This window comes from Rhodoplanes sp. P11, from assembly GCF_964266735.1.
Taxonomy (GTDB): domain Bacteria; phylum Pseudomonadota; class Alphaproteobacteria; order Rhizobiales; family Xanthobacteraceae; genus Rhodoplanes; species Rhodoplanes serenus.
Genome location: NZ_CAXWGY010000019.1, coordinates 443,697 through 458,761, shown reverse-complemented (window position 1 = coordinate 458,761; position 15,065 = coordinate 443,697). Strand labels below are relative to the sequence as shown.

At 69.7% G+C, this 15,065-nt stretch carries 13 protein-coding genes; all 13 read left to right on the top strand.

The window, feature by feature from the left end:
* Positions 1-219: 219 nt before the first annotated feature.
* The 13 genes from ACFQUV_RS21220 (at position 220) to ACFQUV_RS21160 (ending at position 15,056) form a co-directional block, all read left to right on the top strand.
* Positions 220-2,364, top strand: coding sequence for a glycosyltransferase family 41 protein (locus ACFQUV_RS21220; protein WP_129609252.1), 2,145 nt, complete (start codon positions 220-222; stop codon positions 2,362-2,364).
* Positions 2,365-2,402: 38 nt separating this feature from the next.
* Positions 2,403-3,758, top strand: a complete 1,356-nt coding sequence (locus tag ACFQUV_RS21215; RefSeq protein WP_129609251.1) for a hypothetical protein — start codon at positions 2,403-2,405, stop codon at positions 3,756-3,758.
* 94 nt (positions 3,759-3,852) lie between these two features.
* On the top strand, positions 3,853-4,998 hold the full coding sequence (gene ribD / locus ACFQUV_RS21210) for a bifunctional diaminohydroxyphosphoribosylaminopyrimidine deaminase/5-amino-6-(5-phosphoribosylamino)uracil reductase RibD (RefSeq protein WP_244601589.1): 1,146 nt from the start codon (positions 3,853-3,855) through the stop codon (positions 4,996-4,998).
* A gap of 491 nt (positions 4,999-5,489) precedes the next feature.
* Positions 5,490-8,201 carry a bifunctional acetate--CoA ligase family protein/GNAT family N-acetyltransferase gene (locus ACFQUV_RS21205; protein WP_129609249.1) on the top strand — a complete coding sequence of 904 codons (2,712 nt, stop codon included), beginning with the start codon at positions 5,490-5,492 and terminating at the stop codon, positions 8,199-8,201.
* Between the two features lie 622 nt (positions 8,202-8,823).
* On the top strand, positions 8,824-9,189 hold the full coding sequence (locus ACFQUV_RS21200) for an NADH-quinone oxidoreductase subunit A (protein ID WP_111383971.1): 366 nt from the start codon (positions 8,824-8,826) through the stop codon (positions 9,187-9,189).
* Positions 9,180-9,755, top strand: a complete 576-nt coding sequence (locus ACFQUV_RS21195; protein ID WP_111383972.1) for an NADH-quinone oxidoreductase subunit B family protein — start codon at positions 9,180-9,182, stop codon at positions 9,753-9,755. Before ACFQUV_RS21200 ends, ACFQUV_RS21195 begins: the two co-directional genes overlap by 10 nt.
* Before the next feature lie 13 nt (positions 9,756-9,768).
* Positions 9,769-10,374 carry an NADH-quinone oxidoreductase subunit C gene (locus ACFQUV_RS21190; RefSeq protein WP_111383973.1) on the top strand — a complete coding sequence of 202 codons (606 nt, stop codon included), beginning with the start codon at positions 9,769-9,771 and terminating at the stop codon, positions 10,372-10,374.
* A 15-nt stretch (positions 10,375-10,389) separates the two neighbouring features.
* Positions 10,390-10,821 (top strand): thioesterase family protein, encoded by a 432-nt coding sequence (locus ACFQUV_RS21185; RefSeq protein WP_129609248.1) that lies wholly within the window; start codon positions 10,390-10,392, stop codon positions 10,819-10,821.
* Positions 10,822-10,930: 109 nt separating this feature from the next.
* Positions 10,931-12,121 carry an NADH-quinone oxidoreductase subunit D gene (locus tag ACFQUV_RS21180; RefSeq protein WP_111383975.1) on the top strand — a complete coding sequence of 397 codons (1,191 nt, stop codon included), beginning with the start codon at positions 10,931-10,933 and terminating at the stop codon, positions 12,119-12,121.
* Entirely contained in the window at positions 12,118-12,702 is a 585-nt protein-coding gene (locus tag ACFQUV_RS21175) for a Uma2 family endonuclease (RefSeq protein WP_244601588.1), read from the top strand. The genes ACFQUV_RS21180 and ACFQUV_RS21175 overlap by 4 nt, the downstream gene beginning before the upstream one ends.
* Complete coding sequence (gene nuoE / locus ACFQUV_RS21170; RefSeq protein ID WP_129609247.1) at positions 12,703-13,473, top strand: NADH-quinone oxidoreductase subunit NuoE; 771 nt, start codon at positions 12,703-12,705, stop codon at positions 13,471-13,473. It begins immediately after the preceding gene.
* Positions 13,473-14,795 carry an NADH-quinone oxidoreductase subunit NuoF gene (gene nuoF, locus ACFQUV_RS21165; RefSeq protein ID WP_129609261.1) on the top strand — a complete coding sequence of 441 codons (1,323 nt, stop codon included), beginning with the start codon at positions 13,473-13,475 and terminating at the stop codon, positions 14,793-14,795. The genes nuoE and nuoF overlap by 1 nt, the downstream gene beginning before the upstream one ends.
* A gap of 42 nt (positions 14,796-14,837) precedes the next feature.
* A complete protein-coding gene (locus ACFQUV_RS21160) occupies positions 14,838-15,056 on the top strand; it encodes a hypothetical protein (RefSeq protein ID WP_129609246.1) in 219 nt (72 codons plus the stop codon).
* The last annotated feature ends 9 nt before the right edge of the window (positions 15,057-15,065 follow it).

Sequence of the window (15,065 nt, the reverse complement as noted above, 5' to 3'; positions counted from 1 at the left end):
GTGACGGCCGATCGGCGCCGCCGCGACAGTGTTGCAGATGGGTAGTGCACCTCGGTGCTTCGCAATTTCCGCGAGGCCGAGGACTTCGAGCAGATGCTGGCCGGGATTACCGGCGAGAGCAGGGACGAGCCGGACCCGACGCGATCGTGATCGGCGGGTGACGGCTGCCGTGTGGATACTGCGTCGGCCGCGTTTGGCGGCGACGTCGACGGAGATTTCATGCGCAATGGGTCGGCCTCCGAAGGAAAGCGGGGCAAGGCGGCCACACTGGTCGCCGAGGCGGTCGAGCATCTGCGGTGCGGCGCCGTCGCCGAGGCCGAGCGGTTGCTTCGCCGCGCCCTCGATCGCGATCCGCAGCAGCCGGACGCCCTCCAGCATCTCGGCGTGCTGGCGGCGCAGCGGGGCGACGTCGCCGCCGCCATCGGCCTGTTCGAACGCGCGGTCCGGGCGGCGCCGCGCTCGGCGGATGCGCGCACCAATCTCGGCTACGCGCTGGTGCTCGCCGATCGGCATGCCGAGGCGCTCGCCGCCTATGACGAGGCGATCCGCCTGTCGCCCGGCTACGCCGTCGCCTGGAACCATCGCGGTCACAGCCTGGCGCGGCTGAACCGGCCCGACGAGGCGCTGGCGAGTTACGACCGCGCGGTGGCGCTCGAGCCGGGCTTTGCCGATGCGCACTACAATCGCGGTAATCTGCTGACGTCGGTCGGTCGCTTCGACGAGGCGGTATCGAGCTACGACCGTGCGCTGGCGCTCGCTCCCGGGCGGCCGCTGCCGGCGATCAATCGCGCCAATGCTCTGCGGGCCCTGGGGCGGCTCGACGAGGCGGTGGCGGCGCTCGACCGCGTGCTGGCGGCCGACCCACGCCAGGTTTTGGCGCTGGTCAATCGCGGCCACATGCTGAGCGACCTCAAGCGGTTTCCCGAGGCGATCGCGTCCTACGAGCGGGCGGTTTCGATCGAGCCGGGCCACCCGCTGGCTCCCAGCCCACTGGCCTGGGCCGCCATGGCGATCTGCGACTTCCCCCGCGCCGAGCGCGCCGCCGCCGCTCTCGCCGACATGGTGCGACAGGGTCGCGTCATGGTGCAGCCGTTCACGCTGCTCTCCGCCGTCGACGATCCGGCCCTCCAGCTCGTCGGCGCCCGCGCCTCCATCGCCACGACCGTGCCGCCGGTACCGGCGCCGCTCGTCGCCACCGCCCGGGCCGCGGCGTCGGGCGGTGCCGATCGCGACCGGCTGCGGATCGCCTACCTGTCCGCCGACTTCCGCCGCCACGCCACCGTGCCGCTGATCGCCGGCCTGATGGAGCGACACGACCGTGCCCGCTTCGAGGTGGTCGCGATGTCGACCGGCGCCGACGACGGCAGCGCCGAGCGTCAGCGCATCCGCGCCGCCGCCGACAGCTTCGTCGACGCCGCCGGCCTGACCGATGCGGCGATCGCCCGCCAGATCCATGCGCAAAAGGTGGACATTCTGGTCGACCTGAACGGGCACGCGCTCGGCGGGCGGCCCGGCGTGCTGGCACACCGGCCGGCGCCCGTGCAGGTGAACTATCTCGGTTATCCGGGAACGTCCGGCGCCGACTTCGTCGACTATCTGATCGCCGACGAGATCATCCTGCCGCCCGGCTGCGAGCCGTTCTACAGCGAGGCGCTGGTTCGTCTGCCGGGATACTACGCGGCCTACGATCCCGGTGCGGTATCGGTGACCGACACGCCGTCGCGCCAGGCCGCCGGGCTGCCCGAGCAGGGCTTCGTGTTCTGCTGCCTCAACAACACCTACAAGATCACCCGGCCGGTGTTCGAGGTCTGGATGCGTCTTTTGGTGGCGGTGCCGGGTAGCGTGCTGTGGTTGCTCGGCGATACGCCGGCCGCGGTCGAAAACCTGCGCCGGGAGGCCGCGCCGCATGGTGTGGAGGCCGACCGCCTGGTGTTCGCGGCGCGGGTTCCGCCCGAGGTTCATCTGGCCCGTCACCGGCTCGCCGACCTGTTTCTCGACACGACGCCGGTCAATGCCCACACGACCGCCTGCGACGCGCTGTGGACGGGGCTGCCGGTGGTCACCTGTCCGGGCCGCTCCTTCGTGAGCCGGGTGGCGGCGAGCCTGCTGATCTCGGCCGGCTTCCCGGAGCTGGTTGCGGCGTCCCTGGCCGACTACGAGGCATTGGCTCTGCGGCTCGCCACCGATCCGGAGCGGCTCGCGGCGTGCCGGGCACGCCTCGCCGGAGACCGTCACAAGCTCGTACCGTTCGACGTCGACCGGCTGCGCGGCGCCATCGAAGCCGCCTACGACGAGATGTGGGCGCTGCATCGCGCCGGCGAGCCGCCGCGCACCATCACCGTGACTGCCACCACGCCATGCTGACGCCGCGCGAGCCGGCACGGCCGAGGGAGGGGAGGACGATGCGCAGCCCGGGGTGGTTGGTGAAGGTGGGCCTGGCCATCGTGATCGGCCTGGTGGCCGGCTGGTTCCGCGCCACCACGGTCGCCGAGACCGAGCCGGCGCGGCCCGCCATCCGCGCCGATGCGGTCGAGTACTATCTGAGCGCCTACAATCTGGTGCATCTCGGCATCTACAGCCGGTCGCCCGGCAGCCTGGCGAACCCGCCGCGCCCGGTGGTGCCGGACGGTTACCGTCCACCCGGGCTGCCGTTGATGATCGCGCCCTTCATGGCGATGTGGCCCGATCACGACGGCATCCTGGGCCGCGTCCAGGCCGTGAATGTGGCGCTCGGGGCCGGCACCGCGATGGCGACCTTCGCGGCCGCGGCCGCCGTGCTGCCGCTCACCGCCGCCACGGCGGTGGGGCTCGCGGTCGCGGCATCGCCCCATCTCGTCGCCTTCTCGGTCTACATGCTGACCGAGACGCCGGCGGCGTTCCTGGTCGCCCTGGTGCTCGTCGTCGCGGCGCTCGGGGTGCCGGGTGGCGGCCCGTGGCGGCGGATGCTGTTCTTCCTCGCTCTCGGGGCGCTGATCGGGCTGCTCGCCTTGTTCCGCCCGATTTTTCTCGCGTTCGCGCCGGTGGCTGGGCTCGCCTTTCTGGGGCGGCGGCAGGTGCTGTGGGCCATGCTCTTCATCAGCCTCGGTGCCGCCGGCGTGGTCTCGCCGTGGCTGATCCGCAACGCCGTGTCGGTGCCGGCCGGGAGCGGTGATGCCGATCTCGTCGCCACCACGGTGCTGGACGGCTCGTATCGCGGCTATCGCTACAACGGCGATCCGAAGACGTTTCCGTATCCCCGCTTCGCCGACCCGAACTTCGAGGCGGCGCGCAAGAGCCTCGGCCTTGCCTGGCCGCAGGTCCGCGACCGCATCGCCGCCGATCCGGCCGGGATGATCGCGTGGTATCTCCTGGAAAAGCCCGCCTTCCTGCTGCAATGGTCGAATGTCGACGGCGTCGGCGACGTGTTCGTCTACGCGGTGGAGCGAACGCCGTTCCGCAGCGATCTCGTGTTCCGTGCCGTGCACGACATCTACGAGGCCGCACACCTGGTCGTTCTGTTGCTCGCCGGCCTCGCGGCCGTGGCGGTGTGGACGCCGCTGGTCCGCTTCGCCGGCCCGCCCGATCGCCGCCATGTGGTGCGGCTGGCGAGCCTGCTGCTGGTCTTCCTGGTGGTGGCCCACATCCCGTTCTTCACGGCCACCCGCTACGCGGTGCCGGTGTTTCCGGCTCTCTATCTGCTCGCCGTCGTGCCGCTGGTGATCGTGGTGCGGGGCCTGGCCGCCTGGGCGCGCGGCAGCGCGACGATGCCGCCGGCCTGAGGCCGCGGCTTGCGGTCGGGGCGGCCAGCCGGCAAGGTGCGGGCCGCCGCGGCGGCCGCCGCATAGGTCTCGAACAGATCGCCCTCGTCGTCCCGTGACCGCACCCGATCCTGCCCTTGATGAGCGCTTTATGGCGCTGGCGCTGGCCCTCGGGCGGCGCGGGCTCGGCAACACCTGGCCCAACCCGGCGGTCGGCGCCGTGGTGGTGCGTGCCGAGGAGGGGGGGCCGCGCATCGTCGGGCGCGGCTGGACGCAGCCGGGCGGCCGGCCGCATGCCGAGACCGAGGCGCTGCGTCGCGCCGGCGATCTCGCCCGCGGCGCGACCCTCTACGTCACGCTGGAGCCGTGCTCGCATCACGGCAAGACGCCGCCCTGCGCCGACGCCGTGGTGGCGGCCGGCATCGCCCGGGTGGTGGCCGCGATCGAGGACGCGGACCCGCGGGTGGCGGGGCGGGGCCACGCCCGCCTGCGCGCCGCTGGGATCGCGGTCGATGTCGGCGTCGGCGCCGCCGACGCGGCCGCCGCCCATGCGGGCCACATCCGCCGGGTGCGCGACGGCCGCCCCCATGTCACCCTGAAGCTGGCACTCTCGACCGACGGCAAGGTGGCGCTCGCCGGTCGCCGGCCGGTCGCCATCACGGCCGCGGCCGCCAACGCCCGGGTTCATCTGATGCGGGCCATGCACGACGCCATCCTGATCGGCATCGGCACCGCGCTCGCCGACGATCCGCTGCTGACCTGCCGGCTGCCCGGCCTCGCGGCGCGGTCGCCGGTGCGGGTGGTGCTCGACCCGGCCTTGCGGCTGCCCGCGACGTCGCGGCTGGTGCGCAGCGCCGCCGAGGTGCCCTTGTGGGTGTTCGCCGGCACCGATGCGCCGGGCACCGCGGAGACGCGGCTGCGCGCCGCCGGGGCCGAGGTGCTGCGGGTGCCGGCCGCGCCGACGCCGCCCGGCCTCGACCTCGCGGCGGTGCTCGCGGTGCTCGCTGGGTGCGGCATCACCCGGTTGATGGTGGAGGGCGGTCCGCGGGTCGCGGCGGGCCTGGTGCGGGCCGATCTGGTCGATACCGCCGTGCTGATCCACGGCGCCGTCACCATCGGGGCGGACGGCATCGATCCGCTCGCCGACCTGCCGCTCGCCGCCCTCACGGCGTCGCCCGCCCTGGTGCAGCACGGCAGTGAGATACTCGGCCCCGATCGGCTGGTGCGCTACGAGCGCCACGGCGCCGATCCGAGCCCCTGAGCGACCATCACGGCTATGCCGGCCCGGCGAGGCCGGATGTCGCACCGGAGGCTCCGTGAAACTGCGCACGCGGCGTCGCGACGAGTCGGTCTAGAGCATTTTCCGGCGAAGTGGACGCCGGTTCGCCGTCGAAAATGCGATCACACAAGAACGTCTAGAGGATGCGGCCGGCAGCGGTCCTTCCCCGGTGGTCCCGCGGTGGCAACCCGCCGCCCGGCTGTTCTGCTCGGGTGCTGTTCTGCTCGCGTGCTGCTTCATCGGCCCGACCGGAGCCGGAACGAGTGGATCTTGTTTCGCACTCCGCAACAATGCTTCCGCGCGGTCTCCGTTCCACCGTCCGTTCCGCACGATCTTGCGCTGCAACATTGTTTTTGCGCCGCAAATATGCGGTGGTGAGGTGCCGTTTCGAAGGGGTCTCGGACGGCCGAAACCCCAAGTCCCCGCAGCCGGGCGCATGACCGGATCATGCCGCCCGCCAACGAGGCGAACGCATGAGCACCTATCGACTCCAGTCGCTCTTCGCCCCCAAGTCGCTGGCGCTCGCCGGGGCGAGCCCGCGCGACCTGTCGCTGGGGCGCATCGTCCTGCGCAACATCCGCGAGGGGGGCTTCAAGGGCAAGGTCCAGCTCGTCAACCCCCGCTATACCGAGATCGACGGCGTTCCGGCCGTGAGTGGCCTCGACAAGCTCGACGGGGTGCCCGACCTGCTGGTGATCACGGCGCCGCCCGCCGAGGTGCCGGGCCTGATCGCCGACGCAGCAGGCCGCGGCGTGCCGGCCGCCGTGGTGATCACCTCCGGGCTCGGGCACGGGCCGGGCTCGCTGGCCGAGGCGGTGTCGCGGGCCGCCCGGCCGCACGGCCTGCGTGTCCTCGGGCCGAACTGCCTCGGCCTCCTGGTCCCCAGCATCGGGCTCAATGCCAGCTTCGCCACCCGTGGCGCCAAGGTCGGCGACCTCGCCCTCATCTCGCAGTCGGGCGCCATCGCATCGAGCCTCGTCGAGTGGGCGTCCAGCCGCTCGATCGGCTTCTCGGCGGTGGCCTCCATGGGGGACGCGGTCGACGTCGACTTCGGCGATCTGCTCGACTACTTCGCGCTCGACCGCAAGACTCGCGCGATCCTGATGTATGTCGAGTCGATCACCGACACCCGCAAGTTCATGTCGGCGGCCCGTGGTGCCGCCCGCGTCAAGCCGGTGATCGTGGTCAAGTCGGGCCGCAACCCGCTCGGCGCCCGGGCGGCGGCGACCCATACCGGAGCGCTCGCCGGCACCGACGCGGTGTACGACGCGGCGTTCCGCCGCGCCGGCCTGCTGCGCGTGCTCGATCTCGACGAGCTGTTCGCGGCGGCCGAGACGCTCGGCCATCTCAGCCCGTTCGAGGGCAAGCGGCTCGCCATCCTCACCAATGGCGGCGGCATCGGGGTGCTGGCGGTGGACCGTCTGGTCGATGTCGGCGGCACGCTGGCGACCCTCTCGGAGCAGCGCATCGCCGAGCTGGACGCCGTGCTGCCGCGCGGCTGGTCGCGATCGAACCCGGTCGACATCGTCGGCGACGCCGACGCCAAGCGCTATCGGGCCGCGCTGGAGCAACTCCTCGCTGACCGCGACAACGACGCCGTGCTGGTGATGAACTGCCCGACCGCGCTGGCCTCGCCGGCCGAGTCGGCCGCCGCCGTGGTGGAGACCATCCAGCGGGCGCGGGCGCGCAGCATGAGCCGCAAGCCGGTGCTCACCGTCTGGGTCGGCGATCGCGGCGAGGCGACCCGCATCTTCGACCAGGCCGGCATCCCGCATTACGAGACCGAATCCGAAGCGATCCGCGGCTTCATGCACCTGGTGCGCTTCCGCGAGGCCAACGATTCGCTGATGGAGACGCCGCCGAGCGTTCCCACCCAGTTCGTCTCCGACACCGAGACGGCCCGCCGCGTGGTGGCGGATGCGATCGCCGACGGCAAGACATGGCTCGACCCCCTGGAGATCGAGCGACTGCTGACCGCCTACGGCATCCCGATCGCGCCGGCGACGCTCGCCCGCAACGGCTTCGAGGCCGTGATGGCGGCCCGGCCGTATCTCGCCAAGGGGCAGGCGGTCGTCCTCAAGATTCTGTCCCCCGACATCGTTCACAAGTCCGAGATCGACGGGGTGCGCCTGAATGTCCTCAGCGAGGAGGCGGTGCGGCGCGAGACCGAGGACATCCTGGCGCGGGCGCGCGCAGCGCAGCCGGACGCCCGGTTGATCGGCGTCACCGTCCACCCGATGTATGTGCGCCCGAAGGCGCGCGAGCTGATCGTCGGCGCGACCGACGATCCGACCTTCGGTCCGGTCATCGTGTTCGGCCGTGGCGGCACCGCCGTGGAGGTGCTGAACGACACCGCCCTGGCGCTGCCGCCGCTCGACATGAAGCTCGCCCGCGAGCTGGTCGATCGCACCGGCGCGGCGCCGCTGCTCGGCGGCTATCGCAACGTGCCGCCGGCCGACCGCCAGGCGCTGGAGCTGATGCTGGTGAAGATCTCCCAGCTCCTCGCCGACGTGCCGGAGCTGCGCGAGATCGATCTCAATCCCGTGCTGGCCGACGAGAGCGGCGTCATCGCGGTCGATGCCCGGATCACCATCGCGCCGGTCGCGCAGGCGAAGCGCAGCCGCTTCGCGGTGCGGCCCTACCCGAAGGAGTGGGAGAGCCGCATCGAGGCGTGGGAGGACCTGCGGGTGCTGCTGCGGCCGGTGCGTCCGGAGGACGAGGGGCTGTACCTCGACTTCTTCAAGCACGTTAGCGAGAACGACCTGCGCCTGCGGTTCTTTGCCCCGGTCAAGGAGTTCAGCCACACCTTCATCGCCCGCATGACGCAGATCGACTACGCCCGGGCCATGGTGTTCGTGGCGGTCGACGAGCGCACCGGCCAGATGCTGGGCGGCGTCCGCATCCACTCCGACGCCAATTACGAGAAGGGCGAGTACGCCGTGCTGGTGCGCTCCGATCTCAAGGGGCGGGGGCTCGGCTGGATTCTGATGCGGCGCATGATCGAGTACGCCCGCGCCGAGGGCCTCCAGCAGGTCGAGGGCCAGGTTCTGCGCGACAACACCACGATGCTGCGCATGTGCACGGATCTCGGCTTCCGGATCGAGCACGACCCGGACGACCCCGGCCTGTGCAAGGTGGTGCTCGATGTCCAGGCCCAGGGACAGGTGGCGAGTGCCGCCGAGTGACACCGAGGCGGTGCTTCGCCCCACCGCCGGCCACCGCCGGCCCCATTGTCGTTTTGCTCCGGGTTTGCAGCCGTCCAGGTGGCGGCGCTCGTCCGACCGTCACGTCGCTGGGGCGCGGCTGCGCTGATTCGCGGAAGACCACACGGCTGATCAGGACCCCGACGGGCCGACGCTGCACCGCGATACCGGCTCGGCCCCGTCATGCGGTGGTGGCAGAGGCTCATGCGCCGCCCGGCCATCGCCGGGAGGTGCGCGCGCGGCCTCGCATGCCTATCTCCCGCTCGGTCCGACGGGACGCGGCCGCTCCGGGATTTGCTGCATCGCGGGTCGCTGCATCGCATTTCGCTGCATCGCACGGTGGAGCATGGCGGCTCCGCTACAGTTTCCCGTAGCAACGGCCGGCTTGCGGCCGTAGGGGCACTGCGGTAAGCGTCTCGCGACGCCGCCGGGGGCCGCCTCGACGAGGGGTCCTAACGGCGGGCGCGGGCGCAGCGGGATACCCGGGAGCGGAGCCGTCGGCCGAAGGGTCGACCGGAATCGTCCCGGAACCCCGGATACGAGAACAGTCGGCGGCCGGGGACCCCCTCCCGACGGCGCGTCGGTCGCGATCAGAGGGTCTCGAATGAACGCCTTGCTGCTCGACTACCTGCCGATCGTGGTGTTCATCGGCCTGTCGCTGGTGATCGTGCTCGGCCTGATGGTGGCGCCGTTCCTGCTGGCCTACAAGAATCCCGATGCCGAGAAGCTGTCGGCCTACGAATGCGGGTTCAACGCCTTCGACGACGCCCGAATGAAATTCGACGTCCGATTCTATCTCATCTCCATCCTGTTCATCATTTTCGATCTCGAGGTCTCCTTCCTTTTTCCCTGGGCGGCGGCGTTCGGCGAAATCGGCACGTTCGGTTTCTGGTCGATGATGGTCTTCCTCGGCGTCCTGACCATCGGCTTCGTCTACGAATGGAAGAAGGGAGCCCTCGAATGGGACTGACCGATCGGACCCTGGTGGCGCCCGCCGCGACCGGCGTTCTCGACCCGCGCACCGGCAAGCCGGTCGGTGCCGACGATCCGTTCTTCGCCGGGGTCAACGACGAGCTGGCCGACAAGGGCTTCATCGTCACCGCGACCGACGAGATCATCAACTGGGCGCGCACCGGCTCGCTGATGTGGATGCAGTTCGGCCTGGCCTGCTGCGCCATCGAGATGATCCACGCGGCCATGCCGCGCTACGACCTCGAGCGATTCGGCTTCGCGCCGCGCGCCTCGCCGCGACAGTCCGACGTGATGATCGTCGCCGGCACGCTGACCAACAAGATGGCGCCGGCCATGCGCAAGGTCTACGACCAGATGCCGGAGCCGCGCTACGTCATCTCGATGGGGTCGTGCGCCAACGGCGGCGGGTACTACTACTACTCGTACTCGGTGGTGCGCGGCTGTGACCGCATCGTGCCGGTCGACGTCTACGTGCCCGGCTGTCCGCCGAGCGCCGAGGCGCTGCTGTACGGCGTGCTGCTGCTCCAGAAGAAGATCCGCCGCACCGGCACCATCGAACGCTAGCCGAGGACCCCCCATGGACGACAGGCTCGACGAGCTCGGACAGGCCATCCTGCGCGCCCTGCCGGGCGCGGTGACGGGCTACACGGTGGCTGTCGGCGAGCTGACCGTGACGGCGGCGGCGCGCGAGATCGTCGCGGTCACCACCCGGCTGCGCGACGATCCGGAGTTTCAGTTCGTCGCCTTCGTGGATGTCACGGCGGTCGACTGGCCGCAGCGCAGCCGGCGCTTCGACGTCGTGTATCACCTGCTGTCGCCGTACAAGAACCGGCGTATCCGCATCAAGATCGAGACCGACGAGGCGACGCCGGTGCCCTCGATCATCTCGGTGTTTCCGGGCGCCGACTGGTTCGAGCGCGAGGTGTTCGATCTCTACGGCGTGGTGTTCGCCGGGCATCCGGACCTGCGCCGCATCCTCACCGACTACGGCTTCGAGGGCCACCCGCTGCGCAAGGACTTCCCGCTCACCGGCTTCCTTGAGGTGCGCTGGGACGACGAGCAGAAGCGTGTCGTCTACGAGAAGGTGCAGCTCGGCCAGGAGTTCCGCAACTTCGACTTCCTGTCGCCCTGGGAGGGGCCGGACTACGCGCTCCCCGGCGACGAGAAGGCGAAGGCGGGCTGAGCGGCGGAGCGCGGCATGAAGTCCACCCTCGAGCCCGGGCTGACCCATCGGTTCTCCTTCACGGTGCCGGAGACCAAGACGGTACCGTGCCTCTATCCGGAGGCGCCCGAGTTCCAGGCGATGCCGCAGGTGTTCGCCACCGGGTTCATGGTCGGGCTGATGGAGTGGGCTTGCGTGCAGCTCTTGGCGCCGCATCTCGACGCCGGCGAGGGTAGCCTCGGGGTCCATATCGACGTGAGCCACACGGCGGCGACCCCGCCCGGCTTCACGGTCGCGGTGGAGGCCGAGTGCGTCGCTGTCGACGGCCGCAAGGTGGCGTTCCGGGTGCGGGCGCACGACGGCGTCGATCCGATCGGCGAGGGGCGTCACGAGCGGATGGTGGTCGCCTGGGACAAGTTCAATGCGCGGGTGGGCGCGAAGGCGGCGGCCGTCAGCGTGGCGGGATGAAGGATCGGACATGAGCACCAGCCGGCAGCCGTCACGCGCCAAACGCCAGTCGCCACTCGATACTCGCCTCGAACTCGATACTCGCCTCGAACAGGCAGCGGAATAAGCCATGGCCGAAACGTCCGTCCGCAGCTTCACCATCAATTTCGGGCCGCAGCACCCGTCCGCGCACGGCGTGCTCCGCCTGCTGCTCGATCTCGACGGCGAGGTGGTCGAGCGTGCCGATGCGCATGTGGGGCTCTTGCATCGCGGCACCGAGAAGCTGATCGAGTACAAGACCTACATGCAGGCGATCCCGTATTTCGATCGCCTCGACTACTCGTCGCCGATGAGCCAGGAGCACGTCTTCTGCATGGCGATCGAGAAGCTGCTCGGCGTGACGGTGCCGCGCCGCGGCCAGCTGCTGCGCGTCCTGTTCCTCGAGCTGACCCGCATCAAGAACCACATCCTCAACATCACCACCGGCGCGCTCGACATCGGTGCGCTGACGCCGCCGCTGTGGGGCTTCGAGTTCCGCGAGCAGATCATGGGCTTCTACGAGCGCGCCTCGGGAGCCCGCATGCACGCCAACTACTTCCGGCCGGGCGGCGTGCACCAGGACGTGCCGCCCAAGCTGATCGACGACATCGAGGCGTTCTGTGATCCCTGTCTCGGAATGATCGAGGACCTCGACGCGCTGCTGACCGGGAACCGCATCTTCAAGCAACGCATGGTCGATATCGGCGTGATGCCGCTGAAGGACCTGTGGGGCTGGGGCTATTCGGGACCGCTGGTGCGCGCCGCCGGCGTGCCCTGGGACCTGCGTCGCTCGCAGCCCTACGAGTGCTACGACGAGATGGAGTTCGACATACCCGTCGGCAAGCACAGCGACTGCTACGACCGCTACCTCGTCCGCATGGAGGAGATGCGGCAGTCGATCCGCATCATCCGCCAGTGCATCGACAAGCTGCGGCGCCCGGACGGGCAGGGGCCGGTGCTGGCCGAGGACAACAAGGTGACGCCGCCGCGGCGCGGCGAGATGAAGCGCTCCATGGAGGCGCTCATCCATCACTTCAAGCTCTACACCGAGGGCTTCCGGGTGCCGGAAGGCGAGGTCTACGCCGCGGCCGAGACGCCGAAGGGCGAGCTCGGCGTCTATCTCGTGTCGGACGGCACCAACAAGCCGTACAAGTGCAAGATCCGCGCGACCGGCTTCGCCCATCTCAGCTCGATCGACTTCATCAGCAAGGGGCACATGCTGGCCGACATGACCGCCATCATCGGCTCACTCGATCTGGTGTTCGGAGAGGTCGACCGATGAACGCGCCGCTTCCATCGATCACCATGACGGTGCCGGAGTTCCTGACGTGGAGCGCGCGGCAGCCCGAGACCGAGCGTTACGAACTCGTCGATGGGAAGGTGGTGCCGATGTCGCCGGAACGCGCCCGCCACAATCTCGTGAAGCTCGATGTCGCGATCGCTCTTCGCCAGGCTGTTCGTGAGGCCGATTTGCCGTGCACGGTTTTCACCGACGGCATGGGGATCGCCATCGACGACCGAACGGTGCGTGAGCCCGATGCTTCCGTCCAATGCGGCGTTGCCGTCGATCCCGACGCGGTGCTCGTGTCGGCGCCGATCATCGTGGTCGAGGTGACGTCGCCGTCGAGCGAGCGCGTCGATGCCGACGACAAGTTCGTCGACTATTTCGCGGTCCCGACCATCGAGCACTACCTGATCGTCCTCTCGGGAAAGCGCGTCGTGGTGCATCATCGGCGCAAGCAGGACGGCACCATCGAGAGCCGTATCCTGCACGACGGCGACGTCGTGCTCGAACCGCCCGGCCTGACCGTTCCGGTGGCGGCCCTGCTCGGGCCCGACCTCGGCGCCAAGGAGATTCACTAGATGGCCGTCCGTCGTCTCGCTCCCGCCGAGAAGCAGCCGAAAGAGTTCGCCTTCACGGCCGAGAATCTCGATTGGGCCAAGGGCCAGATCGCCAAGTATCCGGAGGGCCGGCAGGCGTCGGCCGTCATCCCGCTGCTGTGGCGGGCGCAGGAGCAGGCCGGCGGCTGGGTGCCCCAGAAGGCCATCGAGCATGTCGCCGACGTGCTTTCGATGCCCTACATCCGGGTGCTTGAGGTCGCCACCTTCTATACGATGTTCAACCTCGAGCCGGTGGGGAAGCATCACGTCCAGCTCTGCGGCACCACGCCGTGCGTGCTGCGCGGCGCCGACGCGCTCAAGAAGGTCTGCCACGACAAGATCGGTCACGAGCACCATGTCAGCCCCGACGGCACCTTCTCGTGGGTCGAGGTCGAGTGCCTGGGCGCCTGCGTCAACGCCCCCATGGCCCAGATCAACTACGACTACTACGAGGACCTGACGCCCGAGAACTTCGCCAAGCTCCTCGACGATCTGGCGGCGGGACGTCCGGTGAAGACCGGGCCGCAGATCGATCGTCAGTTCTCGGCGCCGGTCGGCGGGCCGATCACGCTCACCGGCCATGTCGGTGATGGTCGGCCGGACGTCGGTGCACCGGCGCCCACACAGGAGCCGGCACTCGCCGATGCCGATGCCAAGCGGCCCGGCGAGGCCGCCAATGTCCGTGAAGAGGGGGTGCCCAAGCCGCCGGTCGGCGTCGGTGCCCGGGGCCGCAGAACCACCAGGCGGGAATGATGCTGCACGATCGCGATCGCATCTTCACCAATCTGTACGGCCACCACGATTGGGGCCTCGCGGGCGCACGCCGACGCGGCGCCTGGGACGGTACCAAGGCGCTGCTGGAGAAGGGCCGCGACGGCATCATCAACGAGATCAAGGCATCGGGCTTGCGCGGCCGCGGCGGCGCCGGATTCCCGACCGGCCTGAAATGGTCGTTCATGCCGAAGCAGTCGGACGGGCGACCGTGCTACCTCGTCGTCAATGCCGACGAGTCGGAGCCCGGCACCTGCAAGGACCGCGAGATCCTGCGGCATGATCCGCATCTCCTGATCGAGGGCTGCCTGGTGGCGGGCTTCGCGATGGGGGCGCAGGCCGGCTACATCTATGTGCGCGGCGAGTTCATCCGCGAGCGCGAGCGCTTGCAGGCCGCCATCGACCAGGCTTACGAGGCCAGGCTGATCGGCAAGAACAACATCCACGGCTTCGATTTCGATCTCTACGTCCATCACGGCGCCGGCGCCTATATCTGCGGCGAGGAGACGGCGCTGCTCGAAAGCCTGGAAGGCAAGAAGGGCATGCCGCGGCTCAAGCCGCCGTTCCCGGCCAATGTCGGGCTCTACGGCTGCCCCACCACCGTCAACAATGTCGAGAGCATCGCGGTCGGGCCGACCATCCTGCGCCGCGGCGCCGCCTGGTTCTCGTCGATCGGCCGGCCCAACAACACCGGCACCAAGCTGTTCTGCATCTCCGGGCACGTCGAGAAGCCGTGCAATGTCGAGGAGGAGATGGGCATCCCGCTGCGCGAGCTGATCGAGCGGCATGCCGGCGGCGTGCGGGGCGGCTGGGATAATCTGCTCGCCGTCATCCCGGGCGGCTCGTCGGTGCGCTGCCTGCCGGCCTCGCTGTGCGACGACCTGCCGATGGATTTCGACTCGCTGATGAAGCTGAAGTCGGGCCTCGGCACCGCCGCCGTGATCGTCATGGACAAGTCGACCGACATCGTCCGGGCGATCGCCCGCATCGCCTACTTCTATCGCCATGAGAGCTGCGGCCAGTGCACGCCGTGCCGCGAGGGCACGGGGTGGATGTGGCGCGTGGTGAGCCGGATGGCGGAGGGGCGGGCCCAGAAGCACGAGATCGACATGCTGCTGGAGGTGTCGAAGCAGGTGGAGGGTCACACCATCTGCGCGCTCGGTGATGCCGCGGCGTGGCCGATCCAGGGCCTCATCACCCACTTCCGCCACGAGATCGAACGGCGCATCGACGAGTACTCGGCGCGCGCCGCTGCCGATCTCGGCGTGCGCGATCCGGCCGACGTGGCAGTGGCGGCGGAGTAGGCGTGCGAACGGAACACGGCGATGGCACAGGAACCCGAGGACATGACCTTGGTGCTGCTCCGCCAGATTCGGGCGAAGCAGGACGAGCAGTCGCAGATCCTGGCGGATCACACGCGGCGCTTCGACCACTTGGAGAAGCGTCTCGAGGACATGTCGAAGGTCGCTCGCTACTCGCTGGACAGACGTCCGAAACGCAATTCCGGCAGACCGAGCAGGAAGAACGCATCGACGCGCTGTTCGACAAGCTCGAGCAGCTCTTGAATCCGAAGG

What these genes read in the sequence shown, in the direction of transcription:
- ACFQUV_RS21220 (WP_129609252.1), top strand. Translation starts at nt 220, where the DNA reads ATGCGCAATGGGTCGGCCTCCGAAGGAAAGCGGGGCAAGGCGGCCACA.
- ACFQUV_RS21200 (WP_111383971.1), top strand. Translation starts at nt 8,824, where the DNA reads ATGAACGCCTTGCTGCTCGACTACCTGCCGATCGTGGTGTTCATCGGC.
- ACFQUV_RS21215 (WP_129609251.1), top strand. Translation starts at nt 2,403, where the DNA reads ATGCGCAGCCCGGGGTGGTTGGTGAAGGTGGGCCTGGCCATCGTGATC.
- ACFQUV_RS21185 (WP_129609248.1), top strand. Translation starts at nt 10,390, where the DNA reads ATGAAGTCCACCCTCGAGCCCGGGCTGACCCATCGGTTCTCCTTCACG.
- ACFQUV_RS21160 (WP_129609246.1), top strand. Translation starts at nt 14,838, where the DNA reads ATGACCTTGGTGCTGCTCCGCCAGATTCGGGCGAAGCAGGACGAGCAG.
- ACFQUV_RS21190 (WP_111383973.1), top strand. Translation starts at nt 9,769, where the DNA reads ATGGACGACAGGCTCGACGAGCTCGGACAGGCCATCCTGCGCGCCCTG.
- ACFQUV_RS21195 (WP_111383972.1), top strand. Translation starts at nt 9,180, where the DNA reads ATGGGACTGACCGATCGGACCCTGGTGGCGCCCGCCGCGACCGGCGTT.
- ACFQUV_RS21180 (WP_111383975.1), top strand. Translation starts at nt 10,931, where the DNA reads ATGGCCGAAACGTCCGTCCGCAGCTTCACCATCAATTTCGGGCCGCAG.
- ACFQUV_RS21175 (WP_244601588.1), top strand. Translation starts at nt 12,118, where the DNA reads ATGAACGCGCCGCTTCCATCGATCACCATGACGGTGCCGGAGTTCCTG.
- nuoE (WP_129609247.1), top strand. Translation starts at nt 12,703, where the DNA reads ATGGCCGTCCGTCGTCTCGCTCCCGCCGAGAAGCAGCCGAAAGAGTTC.
- nuoF (WP_129609261.1), top strand. Translation starts at nt 13,473, where the DNA reads ATGCTGCACGATCGCGATCGCATCTTCACCAATCTGTACGGCCACCAC.
- ACFQUV_RS21205 (WP_129609249.1), top strand. Translation starts at nt 5,490, where the DNA reads ATGAGCACCTATCGACTCCAGTCGCTCTTCGCCCCCAAGTCGCTGGCG.